This window comes from Streptomyces sp. NPDC001068 (genome assembly GCF_042897315.1).
In the GTDB taxonomy this organism is placed as follows: Bacteria; Actinomycetota; Actinomycetes; order Streptomycetales; family Streptomycetaceae; genus Streptomyces.
Genome location: NZ_JBIAYD010000034.1, coordinates 1 through 15,626 on the forward strand (window position 1 = coordinate 1; position 15,626 = coordinate 15,626).

Sequence of the window (15,626 nt, forward strand, 5' to 3'; positions counted from 1 at the left end):
CAGGCACTCAGGCTCCCGTCCTAGGTCCGGTCCCCAGCGACAACGAGCGCCAGTATGCCTGAGACCCCGCGCCTCGTTACGGGACAACCTTTAGGAGTCCCGAGCCATCGCACCAAGTGGCCGTACTCCCGCCGTGAGGGAGGGCCTTGTGGGCCGCCGGCCGTTCTGACGAACGCCGATGCCCGAGCTCGGCACGGTGTATGACGCGGCCGCGCTGGAAGCTCACCAGCTTGTTTCGGATGCGAATGAACGAAGAGGGCCGTGCATTCGTCTACTCTGTGTGGACTTGTACCGAACGATAGACGCCATGCCTGCACCCGAACACACCACGATGCAGGAACCATTCGCAATGGCACGCGATACCTTGGACAAGATTCGAAACGGACTCATCGGCGAGGGCGACCTTCTCGACGGGCCGTACGGCCGCCGCCGAATCACCTACGCAGACTGGACGGCATCAGGCCGGTCGCTTGACTTCATCGAAGACTTCGTGCGGGAGGCGGTCCTCCCTCGGTACGCCAACACCCACGCTGAGAGTTCAGGTAACGGGCGTCATACAGGAAGGCTTCGTGAAGAGGCTCGGCAGGTGATCGAGGAGGCTGTTGGCGCGGCTGGAACCCATCGCGCCATTTTCTGCGGCTCAGGGACCACCGCCGCGATCGACAAGGTCATCGGCATGCTGGGACTGAGGTCGGCCCCGCGTATGGCGGATCCAACCGGCATGGCGCTTCCGGAAGATGAACGCCCAGTCGTTTTCCTCGGACCCTACGAACACCACTCCAATGAAATCGCCTGGCGCGAGTCGCTCGCTGACGTCGTGGTTATTGACGAGGACACCACCGGCAGGATCGATCTGGACCGTCTGCGATCAGCGCTGGAGATGTACGCACATCGCCCACTGCTGATCGGTTGCATGTCAGCAGCCTCGAACGTCACGGGCATCCTGACTGAAACCGACGCCATCGCCGCTCTTCTTCACGACTACGGAGCCTTGTCCTTCTGGGACTTCGCGTCGGCCGGCCCCTACGTACCCATCCGGGTGAAAGAGTCAGCTCCGGGACGGCGCGACCATAAAGACGCCATATTCCTGTCACCGCACAAGTTCGCCGGCGGACCCCAGACACCAGGCATCCTCGTCGTGCGCAATGAGCTGTTCCGTAACACGGTGCCCGTAGTACCAGGCGGCGGGACGGTGAGCTACGTCGGCCTTGACGGACATCACTATGCCGCTGACGCCGCCGCGCGTGAAGAAGGTGGTACCCCCGCTATAGTCGAATCCATACGCGCAGGACTCGTGTTCGCACTCAAAGATTCGGTAGGAACCGACACGATCGAAGCCAACGAAGAGCGAGCCTGGAAATTTGTGAGAGATCGTTGGCGACAACATCCTGGTATTCAAATTCTCGGTAACACAGATGTGCCGAGGCTTCCCATCGTATCTTTCCTGATTCGGCATGGCAGAGGATATCTGCATCACCATTTCGTCACTGCACTGCTGGACGACCTCTTCGGAATCCAAGCACGTGGAGGGTGTTCCTGCGCCGGCCCATACGGACACCGCTTGCTCGGTGTCGGCACAGAGCTATCCCACGCACATCGCGATGTGATCGTAAATCAAGGCATCGAAGCAGTGAAGCCCGGTTGGACGCGCGTAAGCTTCCCGTACTTCATGTCGGATGCTGTCATCGAGCACATTGTGGAAGCGGTCGAACTCATCGCACACGCAGGCCACCGTCTCCTGCCCGACTATCGCCTCGACCTCCGTACCGGGATCTGGCATCACCGTACTTTCAATGCTGCTCCTGCGGCGGGGCTGAGAGAAGCAGTCGCCGCCGCCGCGAAATCACCTCGTACCGAGCGGGCAGGGGACGAAGTGTTGGCCGCCATGCGTAGGCACGCTCGAGACGTTCTCTTCACCAGACAGGAGGAGGCCGCTGTCCGGGATGCATATCTGTCGCCGGAGGTCGAGGCATTGCGATGGTTCCCGCTGCCACAGGAGTCTCTGTGACCTTGGGTGGGGGAGTTCTGACGTCTTGCAGCATTCCGCGCCGTGCGCAGTTGGTCAGTGCAAGGTCCGTGACACCGGTTCGGTCTTTCGTGTCCCGCGCCGAGGGCGGCTGGTGTTCTGGCATGGCTGAGCAGCTGGAACTCCTCACGAAATGATCTTCCAGATGATTGGATCACTCCGGGACCGGTGAACTGGGCGTGCAGGGTGGCTGGGCCGCCGCTGCGGGAAGCCGACGAGAAGCTGTCGGTGGTGGAGTGGCGGGCACCGAAGGGGAGCGTCGAGCCCATCATTCCGGCCGCAAGCGGTCTCCGGACCAGCCGGTGTTCTGGGGCATACCGCTCGTCCTGCACACCGGGCTCTCGTGGGAACACCCGCCAGCGGACGTCGGCCTCGGCCGGCACGACCTGCCGGCGTCAGCTGGGCGAGTGGACTGAGGCAGAACTGTGATCTCAGCTGCGAAAGCTCCTCCTCGCCAAGCTCCGCGGCGCGAACATCCTGGACTTCTCCCGGGCCGTCGGCGATGTTTCCCATCTGCGAGGGTTGCAGGGGGGCTCCGCGACGGGACGAATCCCTGTTGACCGGGGCAGGCGGACAGCGAGCAACACCTGATCTCCGACGCTACTGGCACTCCGTTCGCTGCCGTCGTGACCAGCGGCAACCGCAAGGACGTCACCCAACTGATCCCGCTCCTCGCGAACGTGCCGCCGATGCGGGGCAAACACAAGCGGCCTCGACGCCGCCTGGCCGTGCTGCAAGGCAGGCCGCGGCGACGACTACCACAAGTACCGCCGCCTTGTCCGGCGCCGCGGTATCGAAGATGGCTTCGAACTCGGCGCCCAGAGCTGGTTCGTGGAGCGCGTGTTCGCCCACCTGTACTGGTTCCGTCGACTGCGGATTCGCCGGGAGACGCGCGACGACATCCACGAAGCTCCCTCTCCCAGATGCGCAATGATCTGGAGGCATCCCACCCACACCCATGCGCTGTCGACCGTGCTGCGCTGGCGGCGTGGCTGGTCCTCTCCGGCGGTGTGGCCGATGACCGGCGAGAGCACGAACGGGAAGCGGGGGCTACGACGGCCCGCTAGACCGTCGTCGAAGGAGTCCGACTCTGCCTGGCGGCATCCGTGCTGAGGAACCGGCGTGCTTGACGATTCAGATCCTGATGGCCTTGCGCCGGCGCCGGTGTCCTGCTGCAGGAAACACCTGGGGAGACACGTATCTCACAGCAGTACAGTAACCTTCCTCGAACCACAGTGAGTTCACAGTGTCACCAAGCGGTGAAGAAGACTCAAGCAACATTTGACTGCTTCATGCGATGCCGCAGGGGGATCGATGACTGAGCATGGCCAGAGGGCCGACTCCGATGCATGGGGTACCGATGCGTACGCCTACGGCAACAGCGCACCTTACGAGGGGCAGCCGAATCCCCTGGTACAGCTTCCGCACGATGGTTCCGTGCCAGGCCACTTGCACTTTCCGCACGGTGAGCAACGGGACTGGGGGGCGGCCAGAAGCCGGAACGGGGACGCCCACAAACACACGAACCCGAACCCGGACCAGCAACATGGGTGGGCTCCTCCGCCGCAGGGCCCCCACCAGTGGCATGACGGGGGTGCCTCCCATCTGCCCGACACATCCCTATCCGCGAACGCCGCTCCGACGGAGGAGGCCCCTGCCGACGAGCCGCAACATCCTTACCGAAAGAGCAGGAGAGCCGCGGCATCCACGGAGGAAAACCGCGAGGACACCGCGACACGAAGAAACCGAGGGAGGCGGAGGAGGCGTAGTGATATCAAGAAGAAGCGGCGTAAGCGTGCCGCCCTTCTGATCACGGTTGTCGCACTCACCGCCGTTGCAGGAAACTACGGGTGGCGTCTTTACCATGACCGATTTGCGCCACCACCCGACTATGAGGGTGCAGGATCTGGAACAGTAACGGTCACGATTCCCAAAGATGCAACCGGCTACGATATCGGAATCGAGCTGAAGAAAGCCGGAGTTGTGAAGAGCGTGGCGGCTTTTACTGCTGCACAGTCACGCGACCCTGACGGAAACAGGATTCAAGTAGGAAGTTACACACTCAGGAAACACATGTCAGGCCAGGATGCCGTATCTCTGATGCTCGGCTCCGAGAGCCACGATACCTTGGTAATCCCCGAAGGCATGCGCAGCGTCCAAATTTACGCATTGATCGACAGTCGGCTGGGGGTGAAGGGCGGCACCTCCCGAGCTGTAGCCAGGCGAGAATGGAGAACCCTTGGCCTCCCGAAATGGGCGAGCCGCGCCAGTGACCTCAAAGACCCACTTGAAGGTTTCCTCTTTCCGGCCACCTATCCGATATCCAAGGAGATGAAACCGCAGGATGTGCTCAAGGAGCTTATAGAACAGAGCAAAACCGAATATGCCCGGCTGAACTTGGAAAGCAGGGCCCAAGACCTGGGGCTCGACAACCCTCAGCAACTTCTCACCGTGGCAAGCCTCGTGCAGGCTGAAGGGAAAACGGCGTCCGACTTCCGGAAGGTCGCCCGAGTCGTCTACAACCGGCTCAATCCAGACAATAAGGAGACCTATGGCCTCCTTGACTTCGACTCTACGGTAAATTATCTGCGCGGCAAAACGGAACTTGCCACAGGTTCCGTCGATGATCTCCGCCGTATCGACGATCCATACAATACTTACAAGATTAAAGGCCTGCCGCCCGGCCCCATCGGTAATCCAGGCAGGCAAGCGCTTGAAGCCTCAATCGCTCCGGCCAATGGGAATTGGTACTATTTTGTCTCGGTCGGTGAAAATGAGACCCTCTTCGCGGAAACGAACGAAGAGCAGAACCGGAATCGCAAGAGATATCTTGAAAAATTCAACAAAGACTCCGAGTGAAATCGGATCGGCCATTTGACCCGCCGAGTCCTTGAGACCGCGTTTGAGATCTGCCGTGCCGTCGGGCTGGCCGTTGCTGCCGCCGGCGCGGGTGGGTCCCAAGGGTAGGCGTCGGGAGAAGCACCCGCGGCGGCGGATCGTGGACGCGATTTTCTCCGTGGTGCAGACCGGGTGTTCCTGGCGGGAGTTGCCAAAGGACTTCCCGCCCTGCCCAACGGCGTACTGGTACTTCACCTGGTGGCATGACGACGGCACCGTCGAGCGTGTCCACGATGCCCTGCGTGCTCGGGTCCGGCGGGCCGACGGGCGTAATACCGAGCCGAGCGCGGGGCTGATCGACTCCCAGTCCATCCGCACAGCGGACACCGTCCCCGCCGCCACCAGGGGCTTCGACGCGGGCAAGAAGGTCAAGGGCACTGCGCGCACGGTGCCCCCGGCCAGGGTGCGCGACACCGGCCACAGCTGGAGAAGAAGGTCCCGTCGAGGCAGCGGGGGAGGGAGTCCCGTAGACCTTCGTGCAGGACGGTCCGGTAAAGACTCATCTGCTGACGAGGCTTGCCGAGTTCGAATGAGGTCATCCCCGAACACGCCACGTGAAGGGGCAACTCCACCGCGCCGGATGTCGGCCCGCGCGGAACCCCGCCGCGGCAGTCCCGCGCTGTCTGTCCGCACGAGGACGGACGACTGGTCGCCCGGACTCAACCCACGGTCTGCGGCCTGCGCCTCCGCCGCACGGGCGAGCGTGCACTCGAAGGCCCTCTGAGGGGAGCCGCTACTTGTTGATGCCGAAACTCGCCGTCTTGTTGTCGGCGCTCCCGAGGCTCGACAGCCAGTAGAACTTACCCACGACAAGAATGGTCGATCCGGAACTGTTACGAAGGTTCCAGGTGTAATTGGTGTTATTGATGACCGATGAGATTGTCCCCTTGCCGCTCGCCGGCACATTGACCCAGCTGTCGGAGGCGCCCCATCGCACACCGTAGAAGTCCCCGCCGTAATTGACATCCTTGAAGATGCAGAACTCGTACTGCGCCGAGGGGCAGGGATCGCTGACCGCTGCCGCGGAGCCGGCCGCGCCCGTCACCGCACCGGCCGCGGCCACGGTGCCCAGAGACAGCGCGACGAGACTCCTCTTGAGCTTGTTCACCTGAATTGCCTTTCACTGATCGCCCCGATGAGCTGAACGCTCCTCGCTTGAACAACGCAACCAAAGGGCCGGTGGGTTCACTTCACCGGCACACTCGCCGTTGCGCGTCCGCTGTCATCCGTGAACCCATCGCCAACACAACGAGCTCCGGGCCGTCACACGATGACCGTCGCAAGCAGTGCGGTGGTGAGTTGGGCAGACCGAACCGGCACCTTTCGAAATGCGACGGACCTCAGCCCAGGCAGCAACGCGAGCGTCTGGGAGCGGCGCACGTCGAAGAGGCGAAGATCCCGGTGACCGTCATCGGTCGCGGAGAGACCCTCGTGCCGCGTTCGGACTCCTCTCTGCACGCGACCATCGCCTGCTCGATGCCCGGAATCCTGTGCACGATCCGTACCGTGGCCGAGCCGAAGGAGCCAATCGAACGCGCCTGCACCGTAAGAACCTGCCTACGCACGCTGATGCGAGTGGTCCGGTGCCCGGGATACCTGGCGGACAGCCATTTCTCCGGGACGGCGTCGCATCTCCTTTCCCATGCTCCTCGCGCCTTGGCTCCGGCTGCACCCGAAGTCTTCTCGGAACCGGCAGATTGCCTCAGATCCGCTTGTGCCATGCTGAAAAGATGACCAAGGGGCAGGGCTCGGGCGGCGCGACCGCGCAGGACATCCATGACCGGGCCCGGGCCTGGCTTCAGGACGCGGAACGGCCAGGCTACGGCCGTGTCACACGTATCGGTCAGTGGGACGTGACTCCCGACGGGTCCCATGTAGCGGCCGTCGGCACCGTTCTCACCGGGCTGGACCGGCCCGGGCGCAATGTCCTGTGCGTGATCGACACCAGTAACGGTGACTGTGTGGAGCACGACGTAGAGGTCGAGCTGGTGTCATGCGGCCCAGGCGCCGTCGCCGTCGCCGCGCGCGGCGGCCTCCACTGGCTCGATGTGGCCAGGCAGACTCTGACCCCCGGGCCGGCTCTGAGCGGACATCTCGAACAACTCCGCATCTGTCCCGATGGCCGACGCGTGCTGGCCGTCATGGCCGCGCGCCAGCCCGCGCGCTACGACCTGGCGGAGCGTGTGTACGCCGAGCCGTCTCAACGTGAGCCCCTCGTCTTCACCGCCGAGCCGGAACCGTTTCGCCAGTGCTACCTGGTGGACCGTTACACCGGCGCCGTCCGAGACATCACTCCCGCAGGTCTCAACGTCTGGGAAATATGCTGGACCGGTCCGGACTCCGCCCTGGCCGTGTGCTCCGAGCGGCCCGGTGAGTCAGGCTGGTACGACCCCCACCTGGCCCGAGTCGATCTCACGACCGCGAAGGCCGTCCGCCTCTACACCCCGCCCACCGGCCGACAGCTGGCCTCCCCGACCGGGGCTGGCAGCCGGTACGCCGTCATCGAGGCAACCTGCAGCGACCGCGGAGTCGTGGCCGGCGACATCGTGCTCCTCGACTCGGAAGGAGGAGCGGTACGCCTCGACACCCACGGAGTCGACGTATCGGCCCTGGACTCCACGCCCGATGGACGACTCCGCTATGCGGGACTGCGGGGACTGAGAACCGTGATCGGGGAAGGGGACGCCGAGTCCGCCACGGTCACTGAAGTCTGGTCAACTCGACAGACCTTCCACGGAACGACACCTCAGATCCGCACCGACGCGGCCGGCAGGTTTCACGGCTTTGTCGAGTCGTACCGGCAACGGCCGCGCCTGGTGACCGTCGAGAACACGCAGATCCACACCGTCTTCGAGCCGGCACACGGCGGAACGAACTTCATGCGGGACCGTGCCGGCACGGTCGAGGAGATCTCCTGGACGGCCGCCGACGGACTGGAAATCCAAGGCCTGCTGATCGTCCCAGACGGCCCCCCGCCCCATCCTCTGGTCGTGAACGTGCACGGTGGCCCGGTAGCGGCATGGCGCAACCGCTGGGGGATCGGGATCTCGGACCGCTATCCGCTCGCACCGCTACTAGCGTCGGAAGGCTACGCCGTACTGCATCCCAACCCGCGCGGCAGCCATGGCCGGGGGGAAACCTTCACCCGCGCCGTGCTCGGAGACATGCTCGGCGCACCGCTCGGCGACCTGCTGAGCGGTGTCGACCACCTGGTTGCCCGTGGAGTGGCCGACCCCGCGCGGATCGCAGTGACTGGCACCAGCTACGGCGCTGTGGTGAGTCTGGTCCTGCCCGCCGTCGACCGGCGCTTTGCAGCGGCGATCGCGGTGTCCCCCGTGAGCGACTGGATCAGCCAGCACTACACGTCGGACATCTGGCGGTTCGACGAACTCTTCCTGCAGGACACCCCGACAGATCCCAACAGCAGCTATTTGCTCCATAGCCCGCTGCTCAGGATCGGGCATCCCCATGCCCCTACGCTGGTGACGGCGGGCCTGCGCGACAAGTACACCCCCGCGCAACAGGCCGTCGAAGCCCACCAGGCATTGCTGCGCAACGGCGTAAACACGGAACTGGTCCTCTACCCGAGTCAGGGCCACGGAGTACGCGGCTTTCCCGAGACCGCCGACCACCTCGGCCGTACTCTCGAATGGCTCCACCGCCACCTGCTGAGACCTCCGGTCCCGGATCTGCCGGCGGAGGGAAAGTAGGTCCAGGCGTCCTCGCTGCCCGGGCCGCAGATCGGGGTCTCGGGCCAGGACGTGCACCAGCATCCCAGTCGATTCCCACGCGGCCGGGCATCCTCGACGGCTTCCGTCCACGCTGGTCACCGGGTCACCGGGTCACCGGCGTCGTTGTGGCCCCGTGCCTGCTTAGAAATCCTAACGAAATGATCTTCAAGGTGATTGGATCACTCCGGGACTGTTGATCCGGGGGTGGGGGGTGGCTCGGCCGAAGCCGTGGCATGTTGATGACGAGCTATGGGCGGTGGTTGAGCCGCTGTTGCCGAAGGTGGAGCGCCGGGTTCGGTATCCCGGGCGCAAGCGGCATGCGGACCGGTTGGTGTTTCAGGGCATCCTGTCCGTGCTGCACACAGGGATCGCCTGGGAACATCTGCCGCAGGAGCTCGGCTTCGGCTCGGGCATGACGTGATGGCGCCGCCCGGCCGAGTGGACCGAAGCCGGCGTGTGGCCCCGGCTGCACCAGGCTCTTCTGGCGGAGCTACGCGCTGCGAATGCCATGGACTTCTCCCAGGCGGCGGTCGACGGCTCCCACATCCGGGCGTCAAAGGGGGCCCGAAGACGGGACGAAGCCCTGTTGATCGGGGCAGAACAGGGAGCAAGCACCGTCTGATCACCGACGTCACCGGCATTCCGCTCGCCGTCACCCTGAGTGGCGGCAATCGCAACGACGTCACCCAGCTCATCCCGTTGCTCGAAGCCGTGCCGCCGGTACGCGGCAAGCGAGGCCGCCCCAGACGTCGCCCGGACGTCGTGCTCGGCGACCGCGGCTACGACCACGACAAGTACCGCCGCCTCGTCCGGGCTCTCGGTGTGAAGCCGGTGATCGCCCGACGCGGCACCGAGCACGGCTCTGGGCGCGGAACCCAACGCTGGTTCGTGGAGCGTGTGTTCGCCCATCTGCACGGGTTTCGTCGGCTGCGGATCCGGTGGGAGATCCGCGATGACATCCACGAAGGCTTCCTGGCCCTCGGCTGTGCGCTCATCTGCTGGCGGCGGTTTGTCTCCCTACCCTGACAACAACGGCACCCAGTAGCTCATCACCTGGTGCAGGCGCTGCCGGTGGTCGGCAATCCAGTCGTCCGGCGGGATGAGGGGGACGCGCACGGTGACCATGGACCCCGACTCGTCCTCAACGACCACCTCCGGGCAGTCACGCTCGCCGGTGAGCTGGATGAAGATGGACGGCCCTCTACTCATCTCCATCCAGGCGACGTCTTCGCCGGCGTCGAGCCGGCCCAGTGCGTCGGCCCAGCTTTCCAGCTTGGAAAGGTACAACGCCAGGTTGATACGGCCGGACACGAAGGGTGTCTTGACGACGATCTCAGCGTTGAGTCCTGCGGTCCACCTGGGATTACGTCCCAGAACGTTGACCGTGACGCTGTTCCCCTCGTCATCAGAGAGGGAGATGAGCTCCCTTGGAGGACTGTCGCCCATGGCTGCCCTTTCATCGCCGAGTACTGAGCGATCCTCGCCCGGACGGAGCCCATCCTTCATCTCATTTTGTTAGAAGTTCTTAGTCTTTGGTGCGGCTTCTGAGTTGCTTCGTCATGACGGGGGACGAGCGTGCCTGGGCGTCATGACGGTGGGCGCAGGGGGGATGGTGGTCAGTCGGTGTCTGGTATTTCGGATTCTTCGTGGAGTCGGGCGGCGAGGTCGTCGGCTGATTGCACTGCCCAGGCGCGGAGGGCGCTGATGGTGGCGTACTGGAGGCCGTAGGCGGCGAAGGCTTCGTCGTCGGTCCATTCGGCGCCGGTGAGGCTGGCCTGGAGGTCTTCGGGTTCGAATCGGCCGCGGGCGTGGCGGCGACCCAACTCCTCGAGGTCGGTGTTGTTCCATCGCAGGGATGCGGCGAACACGTCGATCAGATCGCGGGGTGCTCCGCGGTCGGCGAGGGCGCGGACCGCTCCGGCCGCCGCCGCACCCACCCGCGCGACGTCCTCACTGCCCTCCCCGGGTGGACGGTACACGGAACCCGGCGAGGTCCGCGCCGTACCCGGAGCCAAGGCGGGCTTGCCATTGCCCCACGATCATGTGACCCGACCGCAGGATCGGATCAAGAGACACTGTCTGCGCGAGTCAGATGCCCTTTCAGGCTCTGCGCCCCGAGCCAGGCACTCGCCTTCGTGGTCTCCTTCAGCTACACCATCGGCCCTCGCGGTCAGCGAACGACGCGGTAGGAGAGGTGGGTTGCCGCCGGGGTCGCTGTCACCTGGGTGCGTTCGAGGGTGATCGCGGAGTCGAGCACGCTGAACAACCGCGTGCCACCGCCGACCAGGACCGGGATCACATGCACGCGGATCTCGTCGACCAGGCCGAGCGGGAGCGCCTGCTGCATGACGGTAGCGCCGTGCAGCCCGACGACCTGGTCGCCCGCCGCCTTCTTTGCCTGCTTGATCGCGCTGACCACTCCGTCGGTGACGAAGGTGAACACAGGCGGGTACGAACCGGTCGGTGCCTGGTGGGTGACCACGAAACACGGGACGTCGCCCACCGGGCCGCCCTGGCCCCAGCCACCCTCTCCCTCGTTCTTCTCGAAGGACGTGCGGCCCATCACCACCGCACCACAGTCATCGACCATCTGCTCCAGGATGGCCCGGTCCTCGTCGGTCGCCTGGTCGGACATCCACTTGTGCAGCATCCAGGCACCGTCGCCGAACGGGTTCTCGCGGCTGTCATTCGGTCCGGTGACGTATCCATCGAGCGAGATGGACATGTCGCAGATCACTTGTGCCATGGGTAACGCCCTCCCTCTGCCGGTGCTCCACAGTGCGCTGTGTACGACTCGGCGCGCCGGCCGAATTCATCGGTGATCCGTGGATCGCCCATGACGCCTCCCCGCCGTGAACGAGCGCCCGCGGCGATCCCCTCAACCCACGGCCCCGCCCGGTCCGACCGGGGCGCTGGGCCGGGCCGTCCCGGCCGAAAGCGTCTGGATTGACGGCGATGCCCAGAACGGGGAGTGCTCGGGCTGGTTCATCGCGGATCGCCCGAGTGGTCTTGGCGATGTTCGTGCTGCGGGCGCAAGCGAAAAGGCCACCCACGCGCCACAGACATGCCTCCGGCCCGGATCGGCCGGCACTGGCAGCAGGGGGCGCCGTAGCCGATTGCGGGCAAGTCGTGGCGGGTGCGGAGAGGGCCGCTGCCCTGCCGGATCTGCGGCGGCCTCGTGTTCCGCCCCTTCCACGTGGTCCTGCGGCGGCCGTGGCGGACCGCGTCGGCACAAGCCCGGCTGCAGCCCTGTCACAGATCGGAGCCCTGCCCTGTCTACTACCCGAAAAGTTTAAACTTCAACGACTTGATCTCAGTGGGCCCGGCCGAGGCCGCCCATGTCTCGCCGGGACGCATGCTGCTCCAGCCGTCCGCCCCGCCGTGGTACGGGCCGCCGCAGCCGGCCCGCGTGAGAACGAGTCACCTAGGAGGGCAGCTCGATGACCAACACGGACAGAGTGACCCTTGGCAAGCGATTGAACACACGCGAGGTATCCGAGTCGGCGGTCGCGATGCTCGACGAGCGTGGGACGGTGGTCGCATGGACGCAGGCCGCCGAGCAGCTTCTCGGGTATTCCGCCGGGGACGTGGTGGGCCGGTCCGCAGCACTCATACTGCCGTCTTCCGGGAAAACACCAATATCGGCGCTCATCGAGCAGTCCCATGCCCACAATGACTGGTCAGGCACGTGCACGGTGCGCCACAGCGACGGCCGCATGCTCGACATCAACCACCGGATCTCGATGTTGCGGGGGCAGGGCGGAGCATTCCGCTGGCTTGTGTCCGTCACCGACATCGGCACGCTCTCCCAGGAAACGAGAAACGGATCGGTGCGGGAGTCGCTCCTCACCCACGCGCCGATCGGCATCGTTATTCGCGACCTGCAGCTGCGTTGCGTCTGGACAAACGACACAGCAGAGACTCACGACGGCATCTCCCCTAACCGGCGGTTGGGCCGACTGATCACCGACTCACTGCCCGGTTTCGAGGCCGAAGCCCTGGAAGCGATGCAGCGGCAGGCGCTGCGGAACGACACCACCGCGGTCCACGAATACCGGGCGTGGCCGACGGAAGATCCCAGCCGGGAGCATGCACTCGCGGTCTCATACTTCTGCCTCCAGGACGCGGACGCCAAGACACTGGGGCTGTGCGGCATCAGCGTGGATGTCACCGGCAGTCAGCGGGCACGCGAGCGCCTTGCCATCCTCAGCCAGGCCAGCACGCGTATCGGCAGCACCCTGGACGTCATGCGGACCGGGCAGGAACTGGCCGACCTTGCCGTGCCCGTGCTGGCCGACTTCGTCTACGTCGACCTGGGGGAGTCCGTCCCGTTCGGCAAAGAGCCCTCGACCCGGATCGACACGACGAGCGATCGCCCTACCGCTTTCCTCCGCGCCGGTCAGGCCTCGATCCACCCAGGAACCCCGGAGTCGACCTTCGCGCGAGGGGAGACGGTTTTCGTCCCCCCGGCCTCGCCGCTCGCCGGCGCACTGCGCACGGGAAGGTCCTACCTGGAACCGGTGCTGGACACCTCCCCTGGGACATGGGTCGACCACGACCCCGCGCGGGCGCAAAAGATCCGTGAGTACGAGATTCACTCCGTGATGATTGTTCCCATCATTGCGCGGCGCGCCGTTCTGGGTGTCGCGGTGTTCTTCCGCACCCAGGACCCCGCTCCATTCCACGAGGATGACCTGCTCCTCGCCGAGGAGCTCGTCACCCGGGCCGCGCTGTGCTTGGACAACGCCCGCCAATACACCCGCGAGCACACCGCGGCCCTCACGCTGCAACGCAACCTGCTTCCCCATCATTTGACGGGCGGCGCTGCGGTCGAGGTGGCGTGGCGCTACCTGCCCGCCGACGCGGACGCCGGCGTCGGAGGCGACTGGTTCGACGTGATCCCGCTGTCCGGCGCCCGGGTGGCCCTCGTCGTCGGAGATGTCGTCGGACACGGCATCAACGCCGCCGCAACCATGGGCAGGCTCCGCACCGCCGTGCGCACGCTCGCCGACCTCGAGCTGCCCCCCGACCAACTGCTGGCCCATCTCGACGACACCTTCCAGCGCCTGGCCGAGCAGGACGCCGACACCGCGGACCAGACCCCCACGGTCGTAGGCGCCACCTGCCTCTACGCCGTCTACGACCCGGCCACTCGGAAGTGCACCATGGCAGGGGCCGGACACCCACCACCCGCGATCATCGACCCGCAAGGACAAGTCACCTTCCCCGAACTGCCCACCGGAAGCCCACTCGGCCTCGGGCTGGGCGTCCCCTTCGAGGCCGTGGAGTTGGAACTGCCCGAGGGCACTCTCCTCGGCCTGTACACCGACGGCCTGATCGAAACCCGCGACGCCGACATCGACGTGGGAATGCGTTGCCTGGGCACCGCCCTGGCACAACCCAGTCACCCTTTGGAAGAGCTGTGCACCCGAGCCACGGATGCCCTCCCACCCCAGGCACCAGGCGACGACATCACCCTGCTCCTAGCACGTACGCACTCACTCAGCCCCACCCAGGTCGCCTCCTGGACGCTGCCGAACGACCGGACCGCTATCCCCAACGCCCGGCACATGGCAACCCGCCAGCTCGCCGAATGGGGCCTGGAAAGCCTCCAGGACCCCACACAACTCATCGTCAGCGAACTAGTCACCAACGCCGTCCGCCACAGCACGGACCCGATCGGACTGCGATTGATCCACCACGAAACCCTGACCTGCGAAGTATCCGACACCGACGCCAACTCCCCGCGCCTGCGTCATGCACGCACCACCGACGAAAACGGCCGCGGCCTCTTCCTGATCACCCAGCTGTCCCGCAGATGGGGCGCCCGCACGGAACCGGGAGGCAAAGTCATCTGGGCCGAACAAGACCTGGACTCCGCACCCTCACACGCACCGGCCCCCGGCACACCACCCCCACGCAAGGAGTAGCGGCACCGAAGCTATCCCCTGACGCGAGCCGTGCCGTCCATGCGGACCACGGACACACGCCCCCCTTCAGGGTGGGGGTCCTGGCGCGGCCCCACGGTGCCACACGGCACCCCGGGGCCGCCTCCGGCGCCGGACCGCTCCGCGCCCCGGTCAAGGGCCGCCTCCGGCACCCCAGAGCCCCGTGCCGCCGCGCGGCCGCGCGTGCCTCACCAGGACCCCCACCCTGAAGGGCACCCCCATGGACGCGCTCACCTGCGGCACCTGCTCCACCGGCACCGGCAGCGAGTTCTACGCCCTGCCCGACGGTCTGTTCGCATGCCCCGCCGGTCACCCCCTCGCCCCGCAGGACGTCGACCTGGACGGCCCCACCGTGTGGGCCGTCGCCCCCTCCGGCATCCTCGGCTACGTCACCGACCCCGACCATGCCCTTGAATCGCTCGGGGAAGCACTCGCCGACCTCGGCGACGCCCACGAACTCCCCAACCCCTCGTACGCGGCCATGTGTTCCCTGCGGAGCGCCGTCGACGCATTCGGGGAATACGCGGCGGCATTTCTCGCTGGAGTCGCACCGGTATCCATCCGGTAATTTGAAGACTCCCAAGCCGTCATCCCAGAATTCATCCCACGCTGGAATGTGACGCATTCTCGGATGCGGGGTCACGCATATCGAGTGATCCTGAACCGGGGGTGCGGTGTCAGCCCAGAACGTATCCCGTTCGGGAATGACGCATTCTCGAACGGCGGAATGGTGGTGGGATGTCATCCCAGAATCTAGCCCACTGTCAGTTTTGATGCACGACCCAGTCTTGACGGACCGTCAAGACTGGGCGAGGCGGCGGGAGTCCGACACCCCACCCCTCTCGCCGCGCATTCGCCTGACTGCGGAGCAGGCAGGCTCCTGACCAGTGCGGAGCGCTGGTCAGGTAGGGGGCGGGCACGGAGTGCCTGCCCGTGCCCGGACGGAGTCCGGGCCTCCGGCGCGCAGCGCCGGGAAGCGTCGCGTAGCGACGCCGCGTCGTGTCTGCGGAGCAGACCGCGCGC

General features: G+C 65.6%; 9 protein-coding genes and 2 pseudogenes. 7 read left to right on the forward strand and 4 right to left on the reverse strand.

All coding sequences use genetic code 11. The features are described from left to right. Positions 1–307: 307 nt before the first annotated feature. From ACFY3I_RS43355 to ACFY3I_RS43365, 3 genes are all read left to right on the forward strand, one after another. Entirely contained in the window at positions 308–2,008 is a 1,701-nt protein-coding gene (locus ACFY3I_RS43355; RefSeq protein WP_390866460.1) for an aminotransferase class V-fold PLP-dependent enzyme, read from the forward strand. Between the two features lie 1,332 nt (positions 2,009–3,340). Next, positions 3,341–4,885, forward strand: a complete 1,545-nt coding sequence (gene mltG, locus ACFY3I_RS43360) for an endolytic transglycosylase MltG (RefSeq protein WP_390866461.1) — start codon at positions 3,341–3,343, stop codon at positions 4,883–4,885. A 55-nt stretch (positions 4,886–4,940) separates the two neighbouring features. Beyond that, positions 4,941–5,648, forward strand: coding sequence for a transposase (locus ACFY3I_RS43365; RefSeq protein ID WP_390866468.1), 708 nt, complete (start codon positions 4,941–4,943; stop codon positions 5,646–5,648). 9 nt (positions 5,649–5,657) lie between these two features. Here ACFY3I_RS43365 and ACFY3I_RS43370 read toward each other — a convergent pair whose 3' ends face one another. Beyond that, positions 5,658–6,032, reverse strand: coding sequence for a peptidase inhibitor family I36 protein (locus tag ACFY3I_RS43370; protein ID WP_390866462.1), 375 nt, complete (start codon positions 6,030–6,032; stop codon positions 5,658–5,660). Positions 6,033–6,654: 622 nt separating this feature from the next. Here ACFY3I_RS43370 and ACFY3I_RS43375 point away from each other — a divergent pair. Further along, entirely contained in the window at positions 6,655–8,634 is a 1,980-nt protein-coding gene (locus tag ACFY3I_RS43375; RefSeq protein ID WP_390866463.1) for a prolyl oligopeptidase family serine peptidase, read from the forward strand. 232 nt (positions 8,635–8,866) lie between these two features. Beyond that, a pseudogene (locus tag ACFY3I_RS43380) lies at positions 8,867–9,681 on the forward strand (IS5 family transposase). Here ACFY3I_RS43380 and ACFY3I_RS43385 read toward each other — a convergent pair. The 3 genes and pseudogenes from ACFY3I_RS43385 to ACFY3I_RS43395 form a co-directional block, all read right to left on the reverse strand. After that, on the reverse strand, positions 9,673–10,161 hold the full coding sequence (locus ACFY3I_RS43385; protein ID WP_390866464.1) for a DUF5959 family protein: 489 nt from the start codon (positions 10,159–10,161) through the stop codon (positions 9,673–9,675). The pseudogene ACFY3I_RS43380 and the gene ACFY3I_RS43385 sit on opposite strands and share 9 nt — an antisense overlap. 110 nt (positions 10,162–10,271) lie before the next feature. Next, positions 10,272–10,568, reverse strand: a pseudogene (locus ACFY3I_RS43390) (hypothetical protein); the annotation flags it as partial. A 257-nt stretch (positions 10,569–10,825) separates the two neighbouring features. Continuing rightward, a complete protein-coding gene (locus tag ACFY3I_RS43395; RefSeq protein ID WP_390866465.1) occupies positions 10,826–11,401 on the reverse strand; it encodes a dihydrofolate reductase family protein in 576 nt (191 codons plus the stop codon). 694 nt (positions 11,402–12,095) lie between these two features. Between ACFY3I_RS43395 and ACFY3I_RS43400 the strand changes: the two genes are divergently transcribed. Both ACFY3I_RS43400 and ACFY3I_RS43405 read left to right on the forward strand, forming a co-directional pair. Next, positions 12,096–14,585: a SpoIIE family protein phosphatase gene (locus ACFY3I_RS43400; RefSeq protein ID WP_390866466.1), complete on the forward strand. Its 2,490-nt coding sequence runs from the start codon at positions 12,096–12,098 to the stop codon at positions 14,583–14,585. Positions 14,586–14,823: 238 nt separating this feature from the next. After that, positions 14,824–15,171: a hypothetical protein gene (locus tag ACFY3I_RS43405; protein WP_390866467.1), complete on the forward strand. Its 348-nt coding sequence runs from the start codon at positions 14,824–14,826 to the stop codon at positions 15,169–15,171. Positions 15,172–15,626: the final 455 nt, after the last annotated feature.

Excerpts from the sequence above, each read along its gene's own strand:
- ACFY3I_RS43355 (WP_390866460.1), top strand. The coding sequence starts at position 308 with ATGCCTGCACCCGAACACACCACGATGCAGGAACCATTCGCAATGGCA.
- mltG (WP_390866461.1), top strand. The coding sequence starts at position 3,341 with ATGACTGAGCATGGCCAGAGGGCCGACTCCGATGCATGGGGTACCGAT.
- ACFY3I_RS43375 (WP_390866463.1), top strand. The coding sequence starts at position 6,655 with ATGACCAAGGGGCAGGGCTCGGGCGGCGCGACCGCGCAGGACATCCAT.
- ACFY3I_RS43385 (WP_390866464.1), bottom strand. The coding sequence starts at position 10,161 with ATGAAGGATGGGCTCCGTCCGGGCGAGGATCGCTCAGTACTCGGCGAT.
- ACFY3I_RS43395 (WP_390866465.1), bottom strand. The coding sequence starts at position 11,401 with ATGGCACAAGTGATCTGCGACATGTCCATCTCGCTCGATGGATACGTC.
- ACFY3I_RS43400 (WP_390866466.1), top strand. The coding sequence starts at position 12,096 with ATGACCAACACGGACAGAGTGACCCTTGGCAAGCGATTGAACACACGC.
- ACFY3I_RS43405 (WP_390866467.1), top strand. The coding sequence starts at position 14,824 with ATGGACGCGCTCACCTGCGGCACCTGCTCCACCGGCACCGGCAGCGAG.